This is a genomic window from Mycolicibacterium sp. TUM20985 (assembly GCF_030295745.1).
Lineage (GTDB): Bacteria > Actinomycetota > Actinomycetes > Mycobacteriales > Mycobacteriaceae > Mycobacterium.
This window is the reverse complement of record NZ_AP027291.1, coordinates 2,191,455-2,214,706: the sequence shown is the minus strand read 5'-3', so window position 1 is coordinate 2,214,706 and position 23,252 is coordinate 2,191,455. Positions and strand designations below refer to the sequence as shown.

The following is a 23,252-nucleotide window of genomic DNA, read 5'->3' as shown; positions in this document are numbered from 1 at the left end:
TGAAGCCATAGCGACGTGGCCCTGCGCTTTCCGCCTTCGGCGACGCGCTGAGAGGTCGACCATGTTTGCTAAGCCGAAATACGGAGGGCATCGAGGTCAGTTCTCCTTCTGAGGCGGCCATAGCCCGTCGGGCCAGAAGTGCCGTCGACTCGTGCGCCGGTCGCCGTTCTACGGGCCATCTCAGTACGTAGCAGCAACGGATATAGACCGAACGTACATCACATCAGCCCCTTTGTTAACACCAGTAACAGAACAACACATATGTAATTTGTTGGGCGCGTTGGCATGTGCGGCGTCGACTCTTCCTACCCTTGACTAGTCGAGCGCCACGGACATCGGGAATCTGAAGGCCTGCATCATCGAGTCGCAATGACCGCTGCGGTGGATGTCGAGGCTTGCGATGTGGATGCGCACCCGCCGGCGGTCGTCAACGGGTACGTCATCTGCTTCAGGTAGCCGGAGGGGTAGTCGGGTTTGACGGCGATCCCCAGTTGGGTGGAGTCGAAGCGGCGGGTGGGGTCGTAGCAATAGGTGTACATCAGGTGGTCCCAGATCAGGGTGAATAGTCCGAAGTTGACGTCGCCGACGCCGGCCCATTTGAGGTGGTGGAAGCGGTGGCCTTCGTTGAGGGCGAGCAGGTGCTTGGCGGGGCCAATGCGGTAGTCGGCGTTGGAGTGCTGCAGGAGCAGCTGGATTGCGACGGCGAGGGCGAGCACCGAAGCGACGTCGACGGGAAGGCCGATCAGGATCAGCGGGGCCACGCCCGCAGTCATCTCGACGGTCTGGTGCAGCGGGTGCTTCATGAGGCCATTGAGGCCGTACATGCGGGTGGTGCTGTGGTGCACGGCGTGCAAGCGCCACAGCATCCCGACGTGGTGGCTGACCCGGTGGACCAGCGTGATGCCGAGGTCGGCGAGGAGGATGGCGGCCAATACCTGAGCAATGAATAACCAACTGCGGGGCCAGATCTCGGGGACCGGAATGACATTGGCCAGCAGCGGGATGGCGGTGACGCTGGCCAGGATGAGTGCCTCGTTGACTGCGGCGTGGACGCGGTCGCGGGCACTGTCGGCGCGGTCGTGGTTCCAGCCGCTGTCGTAGGGGATGATCCGTTCCACCAGGAATGACATCCCGATCGCGACGGCAAGAAGGACTAGGAGCCAATACTTCGCCGTGCCTGCAACAGTGAGGGCTATCGCGGCTCCGTTGAGGCCGAGCAGCATGAATGGGACGTACGCGTAGCGCGTGATCGCGCGGATGGCGGTGCCGGTGAGGTGGTGCATCCCTGAATGGTCGGCGCCACCGGGGTGTTCGGGCTTGAACGTTTCGGCTAGACCCTGGTGTCGATGTCCCAACGTATGTGCCTGCTCAGCAGCGAGGGCGGCAATCCGAAGGCGTCGCGACACGTTCGACTGAGATGGGCGCTGTCGGCGAAGCCCGCGGCGTGAGCGGCGCCGGTCAGGTCATCGCCTGCCTGAACCCGGGTGATCGCGATGTGCAATCGCCGCCACAACACGTAGCGGCGCAACGGGATTCCGACCTGTTCGGTGAACAGGTGCGTCAACCGGCTGGCCGAGATGCCGACCTGAGCGGCCACCTCGGTGCCCCGCACCGCGCCCGGGCCGGTGAGATTCGCCAGCAGGTCCAGCGCGGCGAGGACGGCGGGGTGTCGTTGCGGGACCGGCCCGGCGGGAACGGGTGTCAGTTGGCTGATCAGGTCGGTCACCACCGCGCCCAGAGTGCGCTCACGGGCGTGGCTCAGGACGGGCCCGCTGGTCCATCCGTGGTGGATGCTGCGGTGGTGGGCTGCGCGGCCGGCGGTGGACTCGGGATCCAGGAACACCAGGGCGCCCCCTGCCGCACCGCTGTCGATTCGATGCGTCGCATCGGCGGGCACGATGACCGTGGTGCCGCGGTGGCGGGCGCCGTTGCCGTCCACGATGGTCATCGCGGTGGGTGCGGTCATGATCTGGACGGCGTGGTGGGCGTGGGGGTCGGTGACGCCGATGGTTCCAGTGAACGCCAACACGCCGGGACGCAGGAGCGCCGATCCCTGCCAGGGCTGCTCGGTCATGAAAGCGTCAACGGCGAGCGCCTACCGGGTGGTGGTTGTGGCTGGTGTACGCGCGGGCGTGGTGCCCGTGGCAGCTGCCCCTGTCTGGTTTTCCGCGGTGGTGGCGAAGCGGCGCAGTCGCAGGCTGTTGCTGACCACGAAGACCGAGCTGAACGCCATGGCGGCGCCGGCGATCAGTGGGTTGAGCAGTCCGAAGGCTGCCAGCGGTAGGGCGGCGACGTTGTAGGCGAACGCCCAGAAGAGGTTGCCCTTGATGGTCTTCAACGTGGCCCGGGACAAGCGGATCGCATCAGCCACTGCGCGTAGATCGCCGCGCACCAACGTCAGGTCCGACGCCTCGATGGCGACGTCGGTGCCGGTTCCCATGGCCAGACCCAGATCGGCCTGCACGAGTGCGGCTGCGTCGTTGACGCCGTCGCCGACCATGGCGACCACGCGTCCTCGGGCCTGTAGGTCCTTGACGGCGTTGACCTTGTCGGCCGGCAGGACTTCGGCGATGACGTCGTCGGGGTCGATGCCGACCTGCGCGGCGACCGCTTGTGCGGCGCGTCGGTTGTCTCCGGTCAACAGGACGGGTCGCAGACCTAGCTGGCGGAACTGTGAGATCGCCTCGGCGGAGGTGTCTTTCACCGTGTCCGCGACGACGATCACCGCGCGCATCGCTCCGTCCCAGGCCACCCACACTGGGGTGTGTCCCAGCGCCTCGGCGGTCTCGGCGGAGTCGAGCAGGGCGTCGGGGGTGGCCAGCGACCAGTCGTCGGTGAGCCAGCTGCGCCGTCCAACGAGCACGGCGTGCCCGTCGACGACGCCGCTGACGCCGTAGCCGTCGCGAGCGGCAAAGCTCTCGACCGGGGGCAGGGTCGTGCCGTCGGTGGGTGCGGCGGCTGCTGCGATGGCGTGGCCGATGGGGTGCTGGGAGGCGTCTTCGAGTGCGCCGGCGAGGGCGAGGGTCTGGGCGGCGGTTTCTCCGTCGGCGGGGTGCACGCCGATCAGGCTCATCTGCCCGGTGGTGACGGTGCCGGTCTTGTCGAGCACGACGGTGTCGACGCGGCGGGTGGACTCCAGGATCTGCGGTCCCTTGATCAGAATGCCGAGTTGGGCGCCGCGGCCCGTGCCGACGAGCAGGGCGGTCGGTGTGGCCAGGCCCAGGGCGCAAGGGCAGGCGATAATCAGGACCGCGACGGCGGCGGTGAATGCCGCGGTGGCTGGGTGACCCGTCAACAGCCACGCGGCCAGCGTTACCGCAGACAGGGCGATGACGATGGGGACGAAGACGGCCGAGACCCGGTCGGCGAGGCGTTGGACGGAGGCCTTCCCGTTCTGGGCGTCCTCGACGAGGCGCGCCATTTGGGCGAGTTGGGTGTCGGCGCCGATGCGGGTGGCTTGTACGACGAGTCGACCGCCGGCGTTGACGGTGGCTCCGGTGACGTGGTCGCCGGGGCGGACTTCGACGGGCACCGGCTCGCCGGTGAGCATCGAGGCGTCGACCGCTGAGGCGCCCTCGGTGATGACCCCGTCGGTGGCGATCTTCTCGCCGGGTCGGACGATGAACATGTCACCGACCGCGAGTTGTGCTGTGGGGATGCGGGTTTCGCTGCCGTCGCGCATCACGGCGACGTCCTTGGCTCCCATATCCAGCAGCGCTTTCAGTGCGGCGCCGGACTGGGACTTGGCGCGCGCTTCGAAGTAGCGGCCCGCCAGGATGAAGACGGTGACGGCGGCGGCGACTTCGAGGTAGATGTGCTCGACACCGGACGTCGCGTCGGGCAGCAGGCTGAACGACATGCGCATGCCGGGCATACCGGCGTGACCGAAGAACAGTGCCCACAGTGACCACAGGTAGGCGGCGCCGACGCCCAGGGATATCAGGGTGTCCATGGTGGCGGCGCCGTGGCGGGCGTTGGCCCAGGCGGCGCGGTGGAACGGCAGCGCGCCCCACACCACGACGGGCGAGGCGAGCGTTAGGGCAAGCCACTGCCAGTTGGTGAACTGCAGGATCGGGATCATCGACAACGTGATGACCGGAACGGTCAGCACGAGTGAGACCAGCAGGCGGGTTCGCAACGCGGCGGTCTCGTCGGGTGCAGTCTGCACGGCGTCGGCACCGGGTTCGCGGGATGGCGTGGTGGGTGCCGTTGCCGTGTAGCCGGTGGCCGCGACGGTGGCGATCAGATCGGCGGGCTCCACGGAGTCCGGGTAGCTGATCTTCGCCTTCTCGGTGGCGTAGTTCACGGTGGCGCTGACGCCGTCGAGTTTGTTGAGTTTCTTCTCGATCCGGGCCGCGCACGACGCGCAGGTCATACCGCCGATCGACAGTTCGATACTGCGCGGCAGCGCGAGGTCGGCGATGTGATCGGTGGTGCTCATGTCCTGTCCCTTTCGTGGGTGCGAACGCGGGTGCGGTCGCTGAATGGGTCAATCAGTGGCGAGGTGGTAGTCGCCGGCTTCGTCGAGGGCGGCGGCGATCTGATCGCGGGTGACGCCATGCTCGCTGGTGACGCGCAGCGTCGACGTGGCGCCCGGTTTGAGGTCGACGGTCACGTCGGTGACGCCGGGGACTGCGGAGATTTCTTCGGTGACGGCGGCCACGCAGTGGCCGCAGGTCATCCCGGTGACGGCGAACGCAGTCACGGTGCCGATGTCATTCGTCTCCATGTCGTGGATCCTTGTGGTCGGTCCGGACGCGGCGCGGGGCGCACAGCATGCGCAACCGCTGTCGGGGGTTTGTAGCAACGGCAGCGACGTGCGTAGGTCGAGGGTGTTCATGTGATGTCCTTCCGTGGGTGAGAGCGGTTGCGGGAGAATGGGTTCGATCAGGAGCGGACGAGGCGGGCGATGGCCGCTGATGCTTCGCTGATCTTTTGGTCGGCGATGTCCCCGCCTTGCTGGACGGCGGCGCTGACGCAGTGGGTGAGGTGCTCGTCGAGCAGCGCGAGTGCGACGGACTCCAAGGCCTTGGTGGCGGCAGAGATCTGGGTGAGGACGTCGATGCAGTAGCTGTCGTTCTCCACCATCCGCGCCACACCGCGCACCTGCCCCTCGATGCGGCTGAGGCGTTTGAGGTGGGCATCCTTGGACTGGAGATAACCGGGTGCGGTGTGTTCCATGGGTGATCCGTTCTCGTCGTGTACCCCCAGGGGGTATGACGCCTACTATACCCCCGAGGGGTATAGAGAAGTCAAGTACGTCGGTCATCCGGGCGCTACGGGCGGCGGTCGGTGCCCGCGAACGCGCCGGGACATCTCACGAACGCTGGTCGGTCTCCGGTGCGCTGAACCGGTAGGTCGAGATTCGCGGAGTCGACGGATGCGGGGTGGCCGATCGATCACATGTCACCTGCGCCCATGAGCGCTTTCGAGAGGCGGCGAGAATACGGGCCGAAGGGTGCTCGACGGACGGTCGCCCGCCGAGCACCCGCGTCGTCGGCCGAGGGTTAGCTCTGGCCGAGCATGCCCCGCATCTTGGTGATCTCCGCCTGCTGATTGGCGATGATGGCCTGGGCCAGCTTCTTAGCATCCGGGTTGGTGCCGTCGCGCAGCTCGGTGTTGGACATGTCGATGGCGCCGCTGTGATGGTCGATCATCATCTGCAGCCACACCTGGTCGAACGCCTTGCCCGACAACCCGGTGAGGTTGGTCATCTGCTCGGCGGACATCATCCCCGGCATGCCTCCCATCCCGGGCATGTCATGGCCGGACATTTCTGCTGCCGGCGCGGGCTTGCCGAAACTGGTGAGCAGGCCGGTCATCTGCGTCATCTCAGGCCCTTGCGCCTTCTCGATGTTCTGAGCCAGCGTGATGACCTGCTGATTCTGGGATCGGCTCGGCACGAGCTTGGCCATGTCGACGGCCTGCGCGTGATGGGGGTACATCATCTCCAGGAACATCACGTCGGCGTCGTTGAAGTCGGTGCGGGTAGCACTCGGCGCTGCCGACGCCGACGAGCCGCCATGATCCATACCGGGCATCGATCCGCTCATCCCGGTGGAACTCGAGACGGTCGCGGATGTCGAGGTGTCGGACGTGGTGTCGGTACAGCCGGCAACGGCCAGGGCTGCCGCCACGGCGGCGGCAAGGACGGTGGACTTGACGGCGGTGGTGCAACTGAACATGACTGGTTTCCTTCTACGTTGTGTCGATCTGGGGTGAATGAGGACAGGTGTCAATGGGCGACCTGCTCGAGTTGAGCGGCCGCACGCGACTACCTGTCAGACCCGCAGAATCGACAGTTGGTGAAGGGTGAGCACGGTCCAGGGTGGTGCACGCTGACGGCGCCGGAAGCTGCGCCGGGCATTGGGCGCGACGAGCACCGCGTTGCGGGTTCCGATCCAGCACAGCGTCGCCAGGCCGGCGATGATCGCGATGGCGGTCATGATGAAGACGCAGCCATGCAGCCCGGTGTGCTGGTGGCCGCAGTCGTCGCCATCGCAGGGCGCGGAAGCCGGGGCGGCAAGCGCACCGGTGGTGTGGTGCTGGCTTGTCGTTGCCATCGAGGGTTGCGCGCCGTGGTCGTGACCGAGTGTGAAGGTGACGGCGTGCATGGTGATGATTCCACCCAGTAGGGCTACCAAGAGGAGGAGTCGCGCGACGGAGGGCAACGGTGCCACACCACGCCCGGTCATCACTCTCGACAGCATAGTCGGCAGCGTTATTGATACCCCACAGGGGTATAGAGTCGTGGTTGTGAATCACCGAATGCAGGACGCTCAATCGTGATGAACTCGTCGACGCCACGGGCAGCCCGCGATGGACGAGGAGTGGAATCGACGGTGACTGCCCGGGTCGCCGTGTCGTTCGCCGTGTGCGCACTGAGTGCGGTCGTCGCGGCCTGCTCGAATCCGCAATCCCCCTCTGCCGAAACGGAATTCACCACGCCGGTGTCGGTGTCCCTCGACGCGCCGCTCAGCCATTTGCACGGCGTGCACGTGGCGAACGCGGGGACGTTGCTGGCCGGAACGCATAGTGGACTGTTCTCGATCGATCTCGCTACTGGCGCGACCGTGCGGGTCGGTGACTCCGACGACGACTTCATGGGGCTATCCGGCGTCTCTGGCACTGACGACCTGGTGTCGTCCGGGCACCCCGGTCCGTCCAGTGATGCGCCGAACCCGTTGGGGCTGCGAGGCAGTATGGATGGCGGCCAGACGTGGACGACCCGATCTCGGTCCGGGACGACCGACTTCCACGTCCTGGCCACCGACGGCAAAACTCTGCTGGGTTCCGACGGTCGAGGGCTGCAGACCTCTAACGACGGTGGGGCCACCTGGGCCGCGGGCGCCGATGTCGCGGTGGCGGCGCTGGCCATTACCCCGTCAGCGGTGTGGGCGATAACCGCCGATGGTGTGGCACGGAGCACCGATGGCGGCGGGTCGTTCACCGCGATGCCCGCCGCGCCGCCGCTGGCTCTGATCAGCGGCAACGGTCGTGGACTGTGGGGCGTCGATGCCGCCGGGTACGCCTGGTCAAGCGCGGACGGCGCCGAGTGGGACAAGGGTGAACGTGTCGGCGCGGTGGAGGCATTGACCTCGGGGCCGGACGGCACCGGCTACGCCGCGTCGAGCGACGCGGTGTACGTACTGAAACGCTCCGACTCCGCACTCGGATGAGTGTTACACCCTCACTGAGCGGTAGCTTCGGTCAGTGATGGCAGAGCGCGCCGGTGAACACCGGGACCGCGATGGTCACGCTGATCGCCGTCCACAGCGTGACCCGATCGCGCCACCGCACACCGGGAGGCGCGGGCGTCGCCAGGCGGGCTGCGCGGTCGAGCACGGCGGTGTGGGCTGCGCCGAGGGCCGCCGCCGGAACCGTGGGCCGGCCGACGAGCGCTGCCATGCCGCACAGCAGGGGGTGTCGGCCGTGGCGGCGAGCCGCGCTGTCGTCGGCGTTCATCTCCAGTAGCCGTGAGACCGCGTCGGGCCCGGCGGCCAGGAGCGGCAGCGAGGGCAGTCCGGCGGCGGCGGCACGCAACACCATCAACAGTTGGTGGTGGCGACCGGTCAGGTGCGCGTATTCGTGGGCCAGTACTGCGGCCAGTTGGTCGTCTTCGAGGCTTGCCAGCGCCGCGCTGGTGACGACGATGGCGCGCGGACGCCCGGATACGCAATAGGCCGCGGCCTGGTCGGCGTTCACGACGAACACGTCGGGCCATGGGGTGGGTCGCCCGACGACGCGGGCTGCCATCGCGTGCTCGTGGCTGGTCGTTCGGAGCGTGCGCAGCGTCCCGACGGTTCGTAGACCGAAGACGAGCGACAACGCCAGGGACGTCGCGATGATTGTGACGGCGATGGTCGCCGCGACGGGGCGAGCCATGTCGATCTGGCCAAGGTGGCCGAGGATCTCCAGGCACATCGTCCCGACGACACTGTTGGAGAAGGTGTCCACGGCGTCGAGCGCCAACACGATCATCGCTGCCGCCCAGGCGCCAAGGACGCCGATGATCGCGGTCAGCCAGGCGGTCACGCCGAGGAGCGGGTTGATTCCGCGGGTGGTGATCTTGGCCAATGCGAGTGGCCCCCACCAACTCATCACCGCCGCGTACAGCAGGAGGCCCGCCGCGACGCTCATGAGCCTGCCCGGCGGTTGATGAAGCGGCGCAGCGTCGACTTCACCTGCGCCGATTCGGCGTCATTCATCTGATCGAGGAAGTGCGACAGCACCAGGTTGGTGTCCCCGCCGGATTCGAAGGCATTCCGCATCAACTTGGCAGAATGCTCTTCCCGGGTCATCGCCGGCCGGTAGTGGTACGCCTTGCCGACCCGTTCGCGTTCCAGCCAGCCCTTGCGGTGAAGATTGTCCATCGTCGAGAGCACGGTGGTGTAGGCGATCACCCGGTCTGCGGCGAGTTCGTCGAAGATGTCGCGGACTGTGCACACGTCGTCGTGGTCCCACACTCGGTCCATCACCACGGCCTCGAGTTCTCCGAAACCCCGAACTCGCACGGCACGCTCCTGCGGTTTGACTGCGACGTCTCGCACCGGCTGCGAGGTCGGACAGATGCAGCTCAACTTAGGCCGCCAACGGCGTCGCGCCAATTCGCGGCGCGCCAATGTCTCGAAACCGTTGCAGCTCTGCACATCGCCTGTGACGAGAGTTACTGCCGCGGCCATTGTGATATACGGTCCAGCAACGTACGGCCCTAGTACGTACTACGAACATGCGTAGTACGGCGGCCGTACGAAGCAAACGGGCACATCGCGCAGGACGTGGGCGCGGTCCGAGTCGTAGGGAGACCACAGGCGAATGGCAATCAGTCGGCATTTGGCCCGCACCGTGTCGGTGGTCGCTGCCGCCGCGCTCGTGGTGACCTCGATGAGCGCCCCCGCCCCTGCGCGCGGGGAACCTGGACCCGTCGCCGGGGGTGCGGACACTGTGACCGCGCTGATCGTCCGGGTAGCCGAGGCGGATCAACGGTTGCAGCAACTCGGTGCCCAAATCCAGGATCGCCAGGAGGGCGTGAACAGGGCGATCGCTGAAGTCCAGACCGCCCGCTACGCGGCCGAGACGGCCCGCCGCGACGTGGAGACCAGCCAGCTGGCCGTGCGCGAGGCCAACACTGCCATCGCCGCGGCGCAGCAGCGGTTCGACACCTACGCCGTCGCGGCCTACGTCAACGGCCCTTCCGAGTCCTACCTGACGGCGGCCAGTCCCGAGGACGTCATCGGTGCTGCCGGGACGGGCCAGACGCTGCAGATCAGCTTCGAGAAGACCAGGGCAGACCTTGCGCGGGCGCGCACCGCGGCGGTGAACGAGGAGTCCTCGGCGCGGGCGGCTCGAGAGCGAGCTGACGAGGCTGCGGCGCAGGCCCGAACCAGCATGGACGCCGCGGTCACGACGTTGTCCCAGACGCAGCGGCAGTTCGGTGACCAGCAGGCCGAGGTGGATCGGGTCGCCGAGCAGCGTCGAGCGGCGCAGGCCCGGCTGGATGCCGCCCGCACGCGGTCGACGTCGAGCGGGACTGTGATGCCGAGCGGCACTGCGACGTCAATTGGGGCGCCCACCGTGCCCACGGCCGCCGCCGACTCAGACCGGGCGGCCCCGCACGATCCCGCGGCTGCGACGCCCTCCGGCGCCGGCCAGTGGGACACCACGCTGCCCATGGTGCCCAGCGCGAACGTCGCCGGTGATCCCGTCGCCATCATCAACATGGTGCTTCAGATCTCCTCCACGTCAGCGCAACTCACCGCCGACCTGGGCCGCAAGTTCTTGACCACGATCGGGATCCTGCCTGAGGCCAGCGCGGCCGTCGATCCTGGGATCACCAACGGGCGCATTCCGCGGGTGTACGGACGCCAAGCCTCCGAGTACGTCATCCGTCGTGCGATGTCTCAGCTGGGCGTGCCCTACTCGTGGGGCGGCGGGAACGCCAACGGGCCGTCCCGCGGCATCGACCAGGGCGCGGGAACGGTGGGCTTCGACTGCTCGGGGCTCTACCTGTATGCCTTCGCAGGGGTCGGCATCAAGCTCGACCACTACTCGGGATCGCAGTACGACGCCGGCCGCAAGATCCCGTCCTCGCAGATGCGGCGCGGTGACCTCATCTTCTACGGGCCCAACGCCAGCCAGCACGAAGCCATGTACCTGGGCGACGGCCAGATGCTGGAGGCGCCCTACACCGGGTCCACGGTCAAGATCTCCCCCGTGCGGACCAGCGGAATGACCCCGTATGTCACCAGGCTCATCGAATACTGATGGCACACAGGAACACGACGCACAATGGCCGGATGCCCCGCGGCCGACACGTGGCCAGCACACCCCTGAAACGGCAACAGCCATGACCCAACGCACGCCGAATCGGCTCCGGCTGAACCGACGGGAACTCCTGGCCGCCGGCGCCACCATCGCCGGCGGCATCGTCCTCTCCGGCTGCGCCAGGACGCCTGATTCCTCAGCCACCGGGCAGACCGACATCGACACCGTCGAGGCCGCACGGCCGCACACCGGACGCACGGTCACGACGACACTCACCGCCGAACCGGCGATTCTCGACCTGGGCGGCACCCGTGCCAGCACGCTGGCCTATGGCACCGATGTTCCCGGCCCACTCATCCGCGCCGACGTCGGTGACGAACTGGCCATCACCCTCGCCAACCGGCTCACCCATCCGACGTCACTGCACTGTCACGGCATCGCTCTGCGCAACGACATGGATGGCGCCACCCCAGTCACCCCCAACGTCGAGCCCGGAGGTAACTTCACCTACCGATTCTCGGTGCCCCATCCCGGAACGTACTGGGCGCACCCCCACACCGGCCTCGACGCCGACACCGGCCTCTACCTACCGCTCATCGTCGACGACCCCGCCGAGCCGGGTGACTACGACGTCGAGTGGATCGTCGTCCTCGACGACTGGACCGACGGAATCGGCAAGACACCCGAGCAGATTTGGCGTGATCTGTCCGGCAGCGGATCTGGTGCGCACGACGACATGCCGGGCATGGGTGCCATGCCGACGATGGAGGGCGTGGGCACCAGCACGTTGCTCGGCGGGGACGCCGGGGACGTGAGCTATCCGTACTACTTGGTCAACGGCCGAATCCCCGCTGCACCAACTATTTTCACTGCTAAACCTGGCCAGCGAATCCGGCTCCGGATCATCAACGCCGGGTCGGACACGGCGTTTCGCGTCGCGCTGACCGATCACTCCATGACGGTCACGCACACCGACAGATACCCGGTCGTCCCTGCCGAGGTCGACGCGTTGCTGCTGGGGATGGGTGAGCGCTACGACGCGATCCTCACCGCCGGCGACGGCGTCTTCGCGCTCGTGGCCATGCCCGAGGGGAAGAACGGCCTGGCGCGGGCTCTACTGTCCACCGGTGCGGGCACTGGACCCGACGCCGGATTTCAGCCACCGGAGATGGCGGGCCGCGTCGGCACAGCGGCGATGTTCGTCGCCACGGAAGCCGCATCGTTTCCCGCCGGTGCGGCCGACACTTCCCTGACCGCGGAACTGACCGGGTCCATGATGACCTACGACTGGTCGATCAACGGGGTCACGTTCCCCGACGCCCGACCCATGACGGTTCAGCAGGGTCAACGAGTCAGCCTGACCTTCCGCAATTCCACGACGATGTGGCATCCGATGCACCTGCACGGACACACGTTCCAGATCGTTCGACCCGACGGCAGCCTGGGTGCCCGCAAGGACACCGCGCTCGTGCTACCGAAGCAAACGGTGAGTACGACGTTCATCGCGGACAACCCTGGCGTGTGGATGATGCACTGCCACAACACCTATCACCAAGAAGCCGGCATGATGACCAGTGTCGACTACACGACGTGACCCCGGCGCCAGTGAGTCTGAATCATGACGATGTGAGCAGACCCACCTCGGGTGTCAACCCCAACGCCAACACATTCGAATGCCTCGCGGCGATCCACGGACAGGAAGGAATCCGATGAAACGGCGTGACGACGGGCTCTGGTACATCGGGTCGCATCGGATCCGGTGGCTTCCGTTGGCCGCGTTGGTCGCGGTCGTCGCGCTGACCGGGGCGGTGATGGTCGTGGCCTTCCAGAACCGATCCGTAGATCCGGACACGGTGGACTGCACCCGCGCCAAGTGCGTGGCGTTGACCTTCGACGACGGACCGACCCCGCTCACCGACCGGCTCCTTCGGGTCCTGACAGCCGACGACGCGAAGGCCGCGTTCTTCCTCGTCGGCAACAAGGTCGCCGCCGATCCGGCGAGCAACGGCTATCACCTGGTCACCGTCGGCCATCTGCTCGGCCCCCGTGAGCCCGGGGGCAGCTACGGCAGCCGGGTCAACGGCCCGCCGGCCCACTACCTCGCCGACATCCCTGCCGACCAGATCCCCGCCCTTCCGCCAACGCCGTCACCGGCGCCTGCGCGCAACCTGCCGATCACCGACATTCCGAACCAGAACCCGGGCGGTCCCCAGTGAGCCTGACCGCTGCGCCGTCATCGTCGCGGTGGCTGCCCGAACGTGGTGGGGCGGCCAAGGAATGGCAGACGGTGTGACTCAGGAGGCGCAGTGTCCTTCGGCGGAGCCGATCCCGGGATCGGGTCGTCTTCGGCCGTTGGTCGTCGACGACCGCCGGCCCGTGGTGGGAAGCCTCGCTTACTCCATGCACCGGGATTCACTGGACTTGTCAAGGGTCGCGGCCGACCCGATCAACTCGTTAGGTCCGACCTCGGCGGGCGAGGGCCGCGGCGAGGTCATCGGGGATGCGCATTGGTGTCATCAGCCCTGCGGCGACGCGCCCGGTGTTGCCGACGGGATACCGACCGGTCATCGATCCGGGGGCGGCGACGATCAGGCGCAGCATTTGGCCGAGTGCTTCGCGGCGGTCGTGCTGGCGTAAAGCCAGCACTAGCATTGCGGCGTGATTGCAGGTATGCAGCCACGGATCCGGTTGCGACACAATGTGAGCCCGCTCCAGATGCTGCCACCGCGTCAGCGGGTCGCCGGCGGCGTTGGCGGCCGCCATCTCGCGGCGGTACACCCGGTGAGCCTGCGCACTGAGTGCTGACATCGACTTAGCTCCTGTCTGGCGGTCACGCGCCTGGTCAGAGAAGGTTAGTCCGGGGCCTCGTCGGTGCCGCCGAGTCGCTGAACTCCGGGGTTGACTCGGCGGGGGTGCAGCAGTCGCACCCGCGCTCGGCTTGGGACGTCATGGATGCGGCTACAGGGAGGTCGATCCTGGTCGCTGGCTTGGTTGCGGACGGGGTGGGCCCGCAACACGGGTCTGAGAGTGCCGGTGCGGGGCCGACGTTGATGGCGTGACCGGTGAAGCGCAGTGACGTCGCCGCCACGCCGGGCAAGGTGCTGATGCGGGCGGCGCGGATGGCGTTGAGGATGACCAGTACTTCGGCGGATTCGTGAATGAAGACCACCGTGGCCAGGCCGAGCACACCGAACGCGGCCAGCGGAATCAAGACAGCGATGATCGCCAGCGAGAACGCGATGTTCTGCACCATGATCCGCCGGGCACGCCGCGCATGCGCCAGCACTTGGGGCAGGTGCCGCAGGTCTTCTCCCATGAGGGCGACGTCAGCGGTTTCGATGGCGATGTCAGTACCCATGGCGCCCATGGCAATTCCGATGTCAGCGGTCGCCAATGCGGGGGCGTCGTTGACCCCGTCGCCGACCATGGCGATAGGCCGGCCCTTCGCCAGGGATGGCAACAACGCGGCCTTGTCCTCGGGCAGCAATTCTGAATGCACTATGGTGATGCCGGCTTCGGCGGCTACCGCCTCAGCAGTGCGGGCGTTATCGCCGGTGAGCATCGCCACCGTGATGCCCAGACGCTGCAACAGTCCGACCGCCTCAGCGGCCTCGGGCCGAAGTTCATCGCGGACCGCGATCGCGCCCACCGGGGCCTCATCGCGGGCCAGCACGACCACAGTGGCGCCCGCCGCCTGCAACCGCTCGACGTCAGCGGCGAGGATTCCGGGCGACACCCAAGATGGTTTACCCAGGCGCAGCCGTCGGCCATCGAGTTGGCCGTGCAGGCCGTGACCGGGCACCGCGGTCACGTCGTTGCCAGCTGCTGCGTGACCGGCGGCAGCCAGAATTGCTTGCGCGAGTGGATGTTCGCTGCGCGCCTCCAGCGCCGCAGCAAGCCTCAACGCGTCAGCCTCGCTCACACCGGCGACGGTGATGACCTCGACGACCTGCGGCTGATTGCGGGTGAGGGTGCCGGTCTTATCCAGGGCGACGACTTTGATGCGGCCCAGTTCTTCGACTGCGGCGCCACCCTTGACGAGGGCGCCCTGGCGGCTAGCGGCGCCGATGGCCGCGACCACCGTCAGCGGAACGGCGATCGCCAGCGCACATGGCGAGGCAGCTACGAGCACCACCAGGGCGCGCTCCAGCCACAGCATCGGATCAGCGACTGCCGCGCCCACCCCTGCGATGAGCGCGGCCAAAACCATGATCGCTGGCACTAGTGGGCGGGCGATACGGTCGGCCAGTCGTTGGCCGGCGCCTTTGCGTTCCTGGGCTTCCTCGACGATATGGACGATCCGCGCCAGCGAGCTGTCCGCAGCGACGGCAGTGACCTCCACCTCGATGGCCCCGCCGCCATTGATCGAACCGGCATACACGTCGCTACCCGGTCGCGCCTCGACCGGCACGGATTCCCCGGTGATCGCCGACAGATCCAGACTGGTCTGACCGGTTAGGATCGTGCCATCGGTGGCGGCCCGCTCGCCCGGACGGAGCACCATGACGTCGCCGATGACGAGATCATCGGGCGCCACATTGATTTCAACGCCGGCGCGCAGCACCGAGGCCGTCGGCGGCACCAGCGACAGCAGCGAACGCAGGCCACGGCGGGTCCGGCTGACGGCGTAGTGTTCCAGACCTTCTGCGATCGAGAACAAGATGCCCAGCAGGGCGGCCTCGGCGAACTGCCCCAGCGCCACAGCGCCGATCGCGGCGATCGTCATCAACGTGCCCACACCGATACGGCCGTGCCGCAGATTGCGCACCGCATCCGGCACGAACGTGATCGCCGCAGCACCGACGGCAGCCAACTCCACCGCTGCCGCGACACCCTCATAGCCGTACTTCCGAAGGACCCACCCGGCGGCCAGCAAGACCGCGGCCAGCACGGCTAGCTGCAATTCCCTGACCTGCCAGAGCTTTTCCGGACCCGTATCGAGTTCGGCGGCGTCTTGGGGCCCGCAGCAGGCATCAGACACGATCAGTCCCCTTCCCGGCCGCTGCGCCCACGCTCGGCAAGACCGCGGCGGTCAGCTCACGCCCACGCTCGGTCAGCTGATACATCACCAACTTGCCCTGGCGACGCGAGGACACCAGCGAGGCATTCTTGAGCTGGCGCAGATGATGAGAGACCAAACCCTGGGACGACCCGACCACCCAGGCCATATCGCAGACGCACAATTCATCTCCGGCGGCCAACGCGGCCGCGATGGACAGCCGGGTCGCATCTGCCAAGCCGCGTGCCGCCGCGGCGGCCGTTTGCACGGTGGCACTGTTGGGCACCGTGGCCCGGATCGACTCCGCATGGGGCAGGTCCAAGCAAAGGAGATCGCAGGTATCTACCGGCTCAGTCATATCCATATACTAAAGTACGTTGATATGAACGTGAAAGGGTTCGGGGCGATCCTGACCAACACCCGCGTGCTCCTCACGATTTTCGTCATACCAGTGGCCACCGTGGGGACCGTTGTGTTTCTCTCCATCCGAGATACCAACTCGGCGAACAACATTGAACTTGACGGGTCGCGGGCCGGGCAGACTGTCCGAGAGAACAGCCACCGGCTCAACTCGGTCCCTGACAGCGATGTCTATTTCGTCGAGTTCCTCGACTTCGAATGCGAAGGCTGCCGGGCGGTCTATCCCGCGATCGAGCAGCTCCGAGCCGATTATGGCGACCGGGTGAATTTCGTGGTGCGCTACTTCCCGCTGCGCTCGCACTTCAACGCCGAACGCGCCGCACGCGCTGTTGAAGCCGCCGCCCAACAAGGCCAGCTCGAAGCCATGTGTCAGAAGATGTATGAGACACAAGCAGAGTGGGGCGAGCAACAGATTCCCGCCGACGACGTATTCCACGGGTTCGCCGAGCAACTCGGCCTGGACATGAGCGCGTTCGAGACCACCTACAACGACCCCGCGACCCTGGAACGGATCGAAGTCGACATCGCCGACGGCACCGCCCTAGGGGTGCAAGGAACCCCCACCTTCTTCCTCACCGGCGAACGGATCCAGCCCCGCAGTTACGAGGATCTCACCGCCGCACTCGACCAAGCTCTTCGACCCTGAACATCCGATGGCTCCTCCGACAAGGAGGGCCTTTCGTCCAATGGAGCGGCTCGTTTGCACTCGCCCCACTGATTGCCAGAAGGTCATCGCCGTCGTCGGACTGAGCAGCATGCCGTCATATGTCGACGGGACGGTCGGTGGCGACGGGCAGGTCGGCGAGGCGCCATTCGAGCATGCCGTCGTTCAGGCGGATGGCGTTGCGGCCGTGGTCGGTGAGCATCCGCACGGCGTCGTAGGCGAAGACGCAGTATTCGCCGCGGCAGTAGACCACGATGTCGGTGTCGACGGGCAGGTCGCCGATCCGTTCGGCTAGTTCATCGATCGGGATCGACACCGCCCCGGGGACATGGCCGGCCTCGTACTCCTCGCGGGGACGCACATCAAGCACGACCGTGACTCCGTCACCTACTCGGGCGGCCAGTTCGTCACGGACTAGCGCTGCCGGAACGTCACCGCCGGCCAGCAGGTACTCGTCGCGGGCGACGGACACCTCAGCCTGATGGGCCTCGGCCACTGTGCGCAGTAGCGCAAACACCTGAGCCACGTCATCTCCGGCGAGGCGGTAGTAGATCCGCACCCCCTCGCGACGAGTGGCGACGAACCCGGCGGCCTTGAGGGTCTGCAGATGGGCCGAGGCTGTCGTCAGATTCAAACCGGCCGCTCTGGCCAGTGCGTCGACCGTGCGTTCGCTCTGGCCGAGCAAGTCCAACAATTCGAGTCGACTGGCGTTCGACATTGCCTTCCCGCTGACGGCGAACGCCTCATACAGCCGCGCCTTGGCAGGCGACTTCTCCACGAACATCATGTTCCACCTTTCCATAGATTACTGTAGCTTTGCTTTTGGGCGATGACCACCAGCGCCCCGCAGCACGCCGAAAGGTTGGGGGATGGCATTCGCCGACGAGTACCTGATCCCGCTGGTCGACGAGGGTTTGGGCAACAGCGCCTACCTGGTCGACCTCGGTGATGGACGTGCACTGGCCGTGGACGCCAGCCGAGACCTGCGTGCGCTGCGGGCGGTAGCGAACCGGCTCGGGTTGACCGTCGCGTTCGCCGCCGACACCCATCTGCACGCCGACTTTCTGTCCGGCGCGGTGCAATTGCACCACGACACTGGCGCCCAGATCCTGGCCTCGGCCGACGGTCGGCGCGCGTTCGAGCACGTCGGGATGGCTGACGGCGACGAGATCGACCTGGGTGGGTTGGTGCTGCGGGCGTGGGCGACGCCTGGGCATACCGACGAACACGTGTCATTCTTGCTGCTCGACGGCGACCGCCACCTCGGGGTGTTCACCGGTGGCTCGCTGATCGTGAACTCCGCGGCTCGCACCGACCTGATGGGGGCCGACCGCACCGAAGAACTCGCCCGCTTTCAGTACCGGTCGCTGCGGCGGCTGGCGACGCTGCCCGACGACGTGGCGGTATGGCCGACACACGGGGCGGGCTCGTTCTGCTCGGCACCCCCTGGCACGGAACGGATCTCGACGATCGGCGACCAGAAACACCACAATCCGCTGATGTCGGCCCCCGACGAGGACGGCTTCGTCCGTGATCTGGTGGCGAGTCTGGGTAGCTACCCGGACTACTTCCGTCGTCTCGGCGAGGTCAACCGCCGCGGCCCGACCATCATGAGTGGCGCACCCGTGCTGCCCGCGTTGACCGTCGAGCAGTTCGACGGGGTGCTGGCCGACGGTGGTGTGGTCATCGACGTCCGCCCCGCGGCAGCGTTCGCCGCCGGACACATCCCCGCAGCGTTGTCCATCCCGCTGCGCGACCAATTCGCCACCTGGCTGGGCTGGCTCGTCGACGACCAGTCGCCGCTGGTGTTCATCACCGACGACGACCAGGACCTGTCCGAAATCGGTTGGCAGGCTACCAAGATCGGCTACGAACGGCTTGCCGGCCGACTGACCGGCGGCATGAAGGCGTGGCAGGCGGCCACCCGGCCGCAAAGCTATCTGACCTTCGCCACCGCCGAGCGGCTCGGTGATCGCCCCTATCTCGACGTGCGCCAAGACACCGAGTACCAGGCCGGCCACGTTCCCGGCTCCCTGCACGTCGAACTCGGCGTCCTCGGTGAACACGCCGGCGAGGTTCCCGACGGGGTGGTGGTGGCCTGCGGGCACGGAGAGCGGGCGATGACGGCGGCCAGCGTGCTGGCCCGCCACGGCCGCACCGATCTGGCCGTACTCGACGGTGGACCCGACGACTACCTCGCCGCACACCAATGACCACCACCATCGGCGACCGGCGGAGCCGCCCGCTTTGGCTCGGGCTGCGGGAAAACTGGCTCCAGACCACGCTTCTGGTGGTCGTCGCCGTCGAGGTCGAGTGTGGGCCTACCGACTGCGCTCACGCGACCGGCGACGAATCGGCCACCGGCGCATGAGCGCAACGCACCGCGAACCCCGGCTAGGGCTGCGGGTAAACCTCGCTCAGTTCGGCCTGCTGGTCGCCGTCAACGCCCTCGTCGGCGGCATGGTCGGCCAGGAACAGACTGTGCTGCCACTGCTCGCCGAGCAAGAGTTCGGGCTCACGGGATACACCTTCCTGTTGACTTACGTGCTCGCCTTCGGCATCACCAAGGCCGCCACCAACTACTTCGCCGGCACCTGGTCTGACCGCTACGGGCGCAAACCAGTCCTCGTGGCCGGCTGGCTGATGGCCCTGCCGGTCCCCCTGATGCTGATCTGGGCGCCGTCGTGGGGATGGGTGATAGCCGCCAACGTGCTCCTCGGCATCAACCAGGGCTTGACCTGGTCGACCACCGTCATCATGAAGATCGACCTCGTCGGACCGCGGCGACGCGGCCTGGCCATGGGCTTCAACGAAGCCGCCGGCTACGGTGCAGTCGCCGTCACCGCCGTGCTCGCCGGATACCTTGCGCAGAACTACGGCCTCCGGCCCGCGCCCTTTCTGCTCGGCCTCTCCTATGCCGTCATCGGCCTGGGCATCTCGGCTGCCTTCGTGCGAGAAACCCGCGGATTCGCCCGCCTGGAAGCCGCCCAACAAGACGCGACCCGCTCCGAACGCGACACCGCCGCGGGCCTGACCAACCGCGACATCTTCATCCGCACCAGCCTCACCGAACCGGCCCTGTCCTCGGCGAGCCAGGCCGGTCTGGTCAACAACCTCAACTTCGGCCTGTCCTGGGGTCTTTTTCCCCTCCTGTTCGCCACCACCGGCATGTCCATCGACCGCATCGCCATCCTGATCGCCGTCTACCCGGCAGTCTGGGGTCTTGGCCAGATCGCCAGCGGAGCACTGTCGGACCGGTGGGGTCGCAAGCACTTCATCACCGCAGGCATGCTCACCCAAGCCGCCGCGCTGGCACTGATCGCCGTTGGCGACACCTTCACCTGGTGGATCATGGCATCCGCACTGCTGGGCGCCGGGACCGCCATGGTGTATCCCACCCTGCTCGCCGCGATCGGCGATGTCGGCCACCCGCTGTGGCGTGCGCGCGCGGTCGGCGTGTACCGCTTGTGGCGCGACAGCGGCTACGCGGCCGGCGCGGTCATCGGCGGCGTCACCGCCGACATCTGGGGACTGCGCGCCGCCGTCTGGGCTGCCGCCGCCATCACGGTGCTCTCCGGACTCATCGTCGCGGTGCGCATGGACGAAACCCATCCCCGATCTCCGATTGATCGCAAATGACGACGCGTGAACCCACCATTGCGGCCACCCAACGTCGGGTGTTGCAAGTCCTGTTCGCCGCCCAAATATCTAGCGGCGCAGGCTTGGCCGCCGGCGTCACCGTCGGTGCGCTTCTCGCGCAGGACATGCTCGGGCAGACGAGTCTCGCGGGAGTTCCCGCCGCACTGTTCACCATCGGCTCCGCCGCGGCAGCAGCCATCGTGGGCCGACTCTCCGAGCGGTTCGGCCGACGCAACGGACTCGCCGTCGGCTACGGCACCGGCGCTGCCGGGAGCCTCGGGGTCGTCGCCGCTGCCACCCTGGACAACGTCCCGCTGCTCTTCGTGGCTCTGTTCGTCTACGGGGCGGGAACGGCCACCAACCTCCAAGCACGTTACGCCGGAGCCGATCTCGCCGACGAGGCGCATCGCGGGCGGGCGGTCAGCACGGTCCTGGTGGCCACCACCGTCGGCGCGGTCGTCGGCCCCAACCTCGTCTCGGTCCTCGGTGGTCTGGCCGGTACCGTCGGGATTCCACGCCTCGCCGGACCGTTCCTGCTCGCTGCCGTCGCCTACGCCGCAGCCGGCGTTGTGCTGTGGCGCATGCTGCGGCCCGACCCGCTGCTACTCGCCAAGGAATTGGCGGACGGCGCGGCAGAGTGCGCCACATCCGACACCGCTGAGCCACAACGAGTCCGGGGATTGAACCTTGGTTGGCACCGTTCGATCGGCGTGGGCGCAACGATCATGGTGCTGACGCAGTTGGTGATGGTGGCGATCATGACCATGACACCGATCCACATGCAACAGCACGGCCACGACGTGGCCGCCGCCGGTCTCGTCATCTCCGTGCACGTGGCAGCGATGTTCCTGCCCTCGCCGCTGTCGGGGCTGCTGGTGGACCGCGTCGGGGCCTACCCCGTTGCGGCCGCCGCAGCGATCGTGCTCCTCTCAGCGGGGGTGACCGCAGCGTTCGCACCCGTCGATTCCGTGTTCATTCTGGCCCTTGCACTGGGACTGCTCGGGCTGGGCTGGAGTATGGGACTCATCGCCGGAACGACGATCATCACCGACTCGACACCGCTGGCTACCCGTGCCACAACTCAAGGCGCAGTAGACGTGTGCATCGCCGTCGCAGGTGCGGGCGGCGGCCTGGCGTCGGGAGTGGTCGTCGCGACTGCCAGCTACCCCGCTCTGGCCCTGGCCGGGGCCGCTGTCTCACTCGCGATCATTCCCGCCCTCGCCCTTGGCCAACGCTCCGCACCCGCTCCCACATCGACCAAAGGGTAAGTCTTCACAACGGTGACGCTGTGATCACGACTCGGCGTTGGTCCAGTCGAACTCGTAGCGGATCCAGTTGGTGTCCTGAAATGCCAGATGCAGCCCCGCCGCCTCGACGTCGAAGCTGCCTTGCCCGCAGTCACCCTGCTTCCAGATGAAGCCGGTGTCGAGCACGATCGAGACGAGATGATCCTCACCGGTCACCGGATTCTTGAGCGTGGTGCCCTTCGCCTGCCCCACCCCCGGCACGCGGAAGCCGCTGTGCATGCCGTCGTCGTCGAGCTCGATTTCGGCGCGCACCATGCCGGCGACCTCGAAGGTCGTCCCCAGTATTGCCCAGGGCATGCCGCCCAGCCGACCGGTGTAAATCTGGGCCAGCGCGTCGACCTGGTCGTCGCCGACCTCCGGCGGGACGACGAAGACCGCTCTGCCGTGGCCGTCTTGAATTGCCTTGGGCCAGTCGATGATCGCCAGTGCCGTCACACCGGACAAGTCGACGTCACCGCAGCTGCCCTCGGTGATCTGGCTGACGACCGCAGCTTTGCAGCTGCCGTCCGGCGAGGTCGGGAATCCGTTGAAGTTACAGGTGCAGCCCGCCTGGCAGTTGCAGAACTCGTAGCCGATGCCCTTGAGACGCCAGCTGGTGATCGTTTCGGTGACTGACATGTGCCCTCCTAGGCGATGGTGTGCAGTAAGGATGGAGAGATCAGGAGTGCCACGCCGAGGGCGGCGAGGACCGGTGCGGCGGCGAGAGCGACGCGCTCGCCGTGCTTGTAGTTCTTCTCGACGATGATCAACACGGTGAAGACGACCAGCCACAGCACGCTCATGCTGACGGTGGCGATGAGAACGGCGAACAATGCCCAGCAGCAACCGATGCAGAACGCGCCGTGAACGACACCCATCCGCACCGCGCCAGCGGGTCTGTGCAGCCGTCCGCTGTAGCGCAGGAAGAATCCGACCGGCGACCGACAATGCCGTAGACAGGCTGATTTCAGTGGGCTGACCTGCCACAGCGCCGCCACGATCAGGGTGATGCCCGCGACCCGCCCGGCCCAGGGACGTCCGCCGGCCACCGCCATCTCCAGCGGGCGCCACGCGAAGTAGGCCGGCACTGCCAGCACCGTCCACAGCGCCAGGTAGCCGCCAACGAAGAACGGTAGCGGCGCGACGGTGCGGCGGGCCGCTGCGCGGGCATACAGCTTGACGACCGGCAGGATGGCCGGAAGCATCATTGCGGCCATCATCGCGGCCCACGCTATGACGAACGCGCCCAGCGACATTGGCATGGCGGCCATGTCGTCCATCCCGCCGTCGGCCATCCCTGCGGCCACCCGCGCCGACCACCACCATCCGACGCCGGCAATCGCGATCAGGATGGCGGGCACGACGACTCGGACCGCGAGGCGGTCACCGCCGGGCTGCTTCGCAACCCGGATTCCCGTGTCACTCGATGTCATTGGCGCCTTCCCGCTCGAGCCTCGCACACGCTCACGATGCGGGCAAC

The 23,252-nt window shown here is 67.1% G+C and carries 24 protein-coding genes; 9 read left to right on the top strand and 15 right to left on the bottom strand.

The genetic code is table 11. From position 1 onward, the window contains the following. Positions 1 to 356: 356 nt before the first annotated feature. The 7 genes from QUE68_RS10845 to QUE68_RS10815 form a co-directional block, all read right to left on the bottom strand. Positions 357 to 1,283, bottom strand: coding sequence for a sterol desaturase family protein (locus QUE68_RS10845; protein WP_286275613.1), 927 nt, complete (start codon positions 1,281 to 1,283; stop codon positions 357 to 359). A 47-nt stretch (positions 1,284 to 1,330) separates the two neighbouring features. Beyond that, on the bottom strand, positions 1,331 to 2,074 hold the full coding sequence (locus QUE68_RS10840; RefSeq protein ID WP_286275612.1) for a helix-turn-helix transcriptional regulator: 744 nt from the start codon (positions 2,072 to 2,074) through the stop codon (positions 1,331 to 1,333). Between the two features lie 21 nt (positions 2,075 to 2,095). Continuing rightward, positions 2,096 to 4,441 (bottom strand): heavy metal translocating P-type ATPase, encoded by a 2,346-nt coding sequence (locus tag QUE68_RS10835; RefSeq protein WP_286275611.1) that lies wholly within the window; start codon positions 4,439 to 4,441, stop codon positions 2,096 to 2,098. A gap of 48 nt (positions 4,442 to 4,489) precedes the next feature. Then, the gene (locus tag QUE68_RS10830; RefSeq protein WP_286275610.1) at positions 4,490 to 4,729 is read right to left on the bottom strand and encodes a heavy-metal-associated domain-containing protein; all 240 of its coding nucleotides are present in this window, start codon (positions 4,727 to 4,729) and stop codon (positions 4,490 to 4,492) included. Positions 4,730 to 4,887: 158 nt separating this feature from the next. Further along, the gene (locus QUE68_RS10825; protein ID WP_286275609.1) at positions 4,888 to 5,181 is read right to left on the bottom strand and encodes a metal-sensitive transcriptional regulator; all 294 of its coding nucleotides are present in this window, start codon (positions 5,179 to 5,181) and stop codon (positions 4,888 to 4,890) included. Between the two features lie 326 nt (positions 5,182 to 5,507). After that, entirely contained in the window at positions 5,508 to 6,185 is a 678-nt protein-coding gene (locus tag QUE68_RS10820; protein ID WP_286275608.1) for a DUF305 domain-containing protein, read from the bottom strand. A gap of 96 nt (positions 6,186 to 6,281) precedes the next feature. After that, on the bottom strand, positions 6,282 to 6,695 hold the full coding sequence (locus QUE68_RS10815) for a DUF6153 family protein (protein WP_286275799.1): 414 nt from the start codon (positions 6,693 to 6,695) through the stop codon (positions 6,282 to 6,284). Positions 6,696 to 6,842: 147 nt separating this feature from the next. On the opposite strand from QUE68_RS10815, the gene QUE68_RS10810 reads away from it, so the two are divergent. Further along, positions 6,843 to 7,679, top strand: a complete 837-nt coding sequence (locus QUE68_RS10810) for a F510_1955 family glycosylhydrolase (protein ID WP_286275607.1) — start codon at positions 6,843 to 6,845, stop codon at positions 7,677 to 7,679. Between the two features lie 31 nt (positions 7,680 to 7,710). Here the strand turns inward: QUE68_RS10810 and QUE68_RS10805 are convergent, their stop codons facing one another. Continuing rightward, positions 7,711 to 8,640 (bottom strand): M56 family metallopeptidase, encoded by a 930-nt coding sequence (locus tag QUE68_RS10805; protein ID WP_286275606.1) that lies wholly within the window; start codon positions 8,638 to 8,640, stop codon positions 7,711 to 7,713. Beyond that, positions 8,637 to 9,014, bottom strand: a complete 378-nt coding sequence (locus tag QUE68_RS10800; RefSeq protein WP_286275605.1) for a BlaI/MecI/CopY family transcriptional regulator — start codon at positions 9,012 to 9,014, stop codon at positions 8,637 to 8,639. Before QUE68_RS10800 ends, QUE68_RS10805 begins: the two co-directional genes overlap by 4 nt. Before the next feature lie 301 nt (positions 9,015 to 9,315). On the opposite strand from QUE68_RS10800, the gene ripA reads away from it, so the two are divergent. The 3 genes from ripA (at position 9,316) to QUE68_RS10785 (ending at position 12,980) form a co-directional block, all read left to right on the top strand. Then, positions 9,316 to 10,764 carry an NlpC/P60 family peptidoglycan endopeptidase RipA gene (gene ripA / locus QUE68_RS10795; protein WP_286275604.1) on the top strand — a complete coding sequence of 483 codons (1,449 nt, stop codon included), beginning with the start codon at positions 9,316 to 9,318 and terminating at the stop codon, positions 10,762 to 10,764. Positions 10,765 to 10,846: 82 nt separating this feature from the next. After that, positions 10,847 to 12,358, top strand: a complete 1,512-nt coding sequence (locus QUE68_RS10790) for a multicopper oxidase family protein (protein WP_286275603.1) — start codon at positions 10,847 to 10,849, stop codon at positions 12,356 to 12,358. 115 nt (positions 12,359 to 12,473) lie between these two features. Beyond that, positions 12,474 to 12,980, top strand: a complete 507-nt coding sequence (locus QUE68_RS10785; RefSeq protein WP_455013165.1) for a polysaccharide deacetylase family protein — start codon at positions 12,474 to 12,476, stop codon at positions 12,978 to 12,980. A 238-nt stretch (positions 12,981 to 13,218) separates the two neighbouring features. On the opposite strand, the gene QUE68_RS10780 is transcribed toward QUE68_RS10785, so the two are convergent. From QUE68_RS10780 to QUE68_RS10770, 3 genes are read right to left on the bottom strand one after another with little or no spacing between them, the layout of a single operon-like run. Then, entirely contained in the window at positions 13,219 to 13,572 is a 354-nt protein-coding gene (locus QUE68_RS10780; RefSeq protein WP_286275602.1) for a DUF3703 domain-containing protein, read from the bottom strand. Positions 13,573 to 13,606: 34 nt separating this feature from the next. Beyond that, positions 13,607 to 15,745, bottom strand: a complete 2,139-nt coding sequence (locus QUE68_RS10775) for a heavy metal translocating P-type ATPase (protein ID WP_286275601.1) — start codon at positions 15,743 to 15,745, stop codon at positions 13,607 to 13,609. Next, positions 15,738 to 16,121 carry an ArsR/SmtB family transcription factor gene (locus QUE68_RS10770; RefSeq protein ID WP_286275600.1) on the bottom strand — a complete coding sequence of 128 codons (384 nt, stop codon included), beginning with the start codon at positions 16,119 to 16,121 and terminating at the stop codon, positions 15,738 to 15,740. The genes QUE68_RS10775 and QUE68_RS10770 overlap by 8 nt, the downstream gene beginning before the upstream one ends. A 24-nt stretch (positions 16,122 to 16,145) precedes the next feature. Here QUE68_RS10770 and QUE68_RS10765 point away from each other — a divergent pair, with 24 nt between their 5' ends. Continuing rightward, positions 16,146 to 16,829, top strand: coding sequence for a DsbA family protein (locus QUE68_RS10765; RefSeq protein ID WP_286275599.1), 684 nt, complete (start codon positions 16,146 to 16,148; stop codon positions 16,827 to 16,829). A 115-nt stretch (positions 16,830 to 16,944) separates the two neighbouring features. Here QUE68_RS10765 and QUE68_RS10760 read toward each other — a convergent pair whose 3' ends face one another. Further along, positions 16,945 to 17,634 (bottom strand): ArsR/SmtB family transcription factor, encoded by a 690-nt coding sequence (locus QUE68_RS10760; RefSeq protein ID WP_286275598.1) that lies wholly within the window; start codon positions 17,632 to 17,634, stop codon positions 16,945 to 16,947. Positions 17,635 to 17,716: 82 nt separating this feature from the next. On the opposite strand from QUE68_RS10760, the gene QUE68_RS10755 reads away from it, so the two are divergent. The 4 genes from QUE68_RS10755 to QUE68_RS10740 are packed head-to-tail and all read left to right on the top strand — an operon-like array spanning position 17,717 to position 21,754. Next, positions 17,717 to 19,060: an MBL fold metallo-hydrolase gene (locus tag QUE68_RS10755; protein WP_286275597.1), complete on the top strand. Its 1,344-nt coding sequence runs from the start codon at positions 17,717 to 17,719 to the stop codon at positions 19,058 to 19,060. After that, positions 19,057 to 19,218 (top strand): hypothetical protein, encoded by a 162-nt coding sequence (locus tag QUE68_RS10750; RefSeq protein WP_286275596.1) that lies wholly within the window; start codon positions 19,057 to 19,059, stop codon positions 19,216 to 19,218. The genes QUE68_RS10755 and QUE68_RS10750 overlap by 4 nt, the downstream gene beginning before the upstream one ends. Further along, positions 19,215 to 20,486: an MFS transporter gene (locus QUE68_RS10745; protein ID WP_286275595.1), complete on the top strand. Its 1,272-nt coding sequence runs from the start codon at positions 19,215 to 19,217 to the stop codon at positions 20,484 to 20,486. Before QUE68_RS10750 ends, QUE68_RS10745 begins: the two co-directional genes overlap by 4 nt. Further along, positions 20,483 to 21,754, top strand: a complete 1,272-nt coding sequence (locus QUE68_RS10740; RefSeq protein ID WP_286275594.1) for an MFS transporter — start codon at positions 20,483 to 20,485, stop codon at positions 21,752 to 21,754. Before QUE68_RS10745 ends, QUE68_RS10740 begins: the two co-directional genes overlap by 4 nt. A gap of 24 nt (positions 21,755 to 21,778) precedes the next feature. On the opposite strand, the gene QUE68_RS10735 is transcribed toward QUE68_RS10740, so the two are convergent. Both QUE68_RS10735 and QUE68_RS10730 read right to left on the bottom strand, forming a co-directional pair. Further along, positions 21,779 to 22,411, bottom strand: coding sequence for a DUF1326 domain-containing protein (locus QUE68_RS10735; protein ID WP_286275593.1), 633 nt, complete (start codon positions 22,409 to 22,411; stop codon positions 21,779 to 21,781). Positions 22,412 to 22,419: 8 nt separating this feature from the next. Continuing rightward, positions 22,420 to 23,205, bottom strand: a complete 786-nt coding sequence (locus QUE68_RS10730) for a DUF2182 domain-containing protein (RefSeq protein ID WP_286275592.1) — start codon at positions 23,203 to 23,205, stop codon at positions 22,420 to 22,422. Positions 23,206 to 23,252 lie beyond the last annotated feature (47 nt).

Bases quoted from the DNA above. Each gene is read 5' to 3' on its own strand.
- QUE68_RS10845 (WP_286275613.1), bottom strand. From the start codon at position 1,283: ATGCACCACCTCACCGGCACCGCCATCCGCGCGATCACGCGCTACGCG.
- QUE68_RS10840 (WP_286275612.1), bottom strand. From the start codon at position 2,074: ATGACCGAGCAGCCCTGGCAGGGATCGGCGCTCCTGCGTCCCGGCGTG.
- QUE68_RS10835 (WP_286275611.1), bottom strand. From the start codon at position 4,441: ATGAGCACCACCGATCACATCGCCGACCTCGCGCTGCCGCGCAGTATC.
- QUE68_RS10830 (WP_286275610.1), bottom strand. From the start codon at position 4,729: ATGGAGACGAATGACATCGGCACCGTGACTGCGTTCGCCGTCACCGGG.
- QUE68_RS10825 (WP_286275609.1), bottom strand. From the start codon at position 5,181: ATGGAACACACCGCACCCGGTTATCTCCAGTCCAAGGATGCCCACCTC.
- QUE68_RS10820 (WP_286275608.1), bottom strand. From the start codon at position 6,185: ATGTTCAGTTGCACCACCGCCGTCAAGTCCACCGTCCTTGCCGCCGCC.
- QUE68_RS10815 (WP_286275799.1), bottom strand. From the start codon at position 6,695: ATGACCGGGCGTGGTGTGGCACCGTTGCCCTCCGTCGCGCGACTCCTC.
- QUE68_RS10805 (WP_286275606.1), bottom strand. From the start codon at position 8,640: ATGAGCGTCGCGGCGGGCCTCCTGCTGTACGCGGCGGTGATGAGTTGG.
- ripA (WP_286275604.1), top strand. From the start codon at position 9,316: ATGGCAATCAGTCGGCATTTGGCCCGCACCGTGTCGGTGGTCGCTGCC.
- QUE68_RS10790 (WP_286275603.1), top strand. From the start codon at position 10,847: ATGACCCAACGCACGCCGAATCGGCTCCGGCTGAACCGACGGGAACTC.
- QUE68_RS10785 (WP_455013165.1), top strand. From the start codon at position 12,474: ATGAAACGGCGTGACGACGGGCTCTGGTACATCGGGTCGCATCGGATC.
- QUE68_RS10780 (WP_286275602.1), bottom strand. From the start codon at position 13,572: ATGTCAGCACTCAGTGCGCAGGCTCACCGGGTGTACCGCCGCGAGATG.
- QUE68_RS10770 (WP_286275600.1), bottom strand. From the start codon at position 16,121: ATGACTGAGCCGGTAGATACCTGCGATCTCCTTTGCTTGGACCTGCCC.
- QUE68_RS10765 (WP_286275599.1), top strand. From the start codon at position 16,146: ATGAACGTGAAAGGGTTCGGGGCGATCCTGACCAACACCCGCGTGCTC.
- QUE68_RS10760 (WP_286275598.1), bottom strand. From the start codon at position 17,634: ATGATGTTCGTGGAGAAGTCGCCTGCCAAGGCGCGGCTGTATGAGGCG.
- QUE68_RS10755 (WP_286275597.1), top strand. From the start codon at position 17,717: ATGGCATTCGCCGACGAGTACCTGATCCCGCTGGTCGACGAGGGTTTG.
- QUE68_RS10750 (WP_286275596.1), top strand. From the start codon at position 19,057: ATGACCACCACCATCGGCGACCGGCGGAGCCGCCCGCTTTGGCTCGGG.
- QUE68_RS10745 (WP_286275595.1), top strand. From the start codon at position 19,215: ATGAGCGCAACGCACCGCGAACCCCGGCTAGGGCTGCGGGTAAACCTC.
- QUE68_RS10740 (WP_286275594.1), top strand. From the start codon at position 20,483: ATGACGACGCGTGAACCCACCATTGCGGCCACCCAACGTCGGGTGTTG.
- QUE68_RS10735 (WP_286275593.1), bottom strand. From the start codon at position 22,411: ATGTCAGTCACCGAAACGATCACCAGCTGGCGTCTCAAGGGCATCGGC.
- QUE68_RS10730 (WP_286275592.1), bottom strand. From the start codon at position 23,205: ATGACATCGAGTGACACGGGAATCCGGGTTGCGAAGCAGCCCGGCGGT.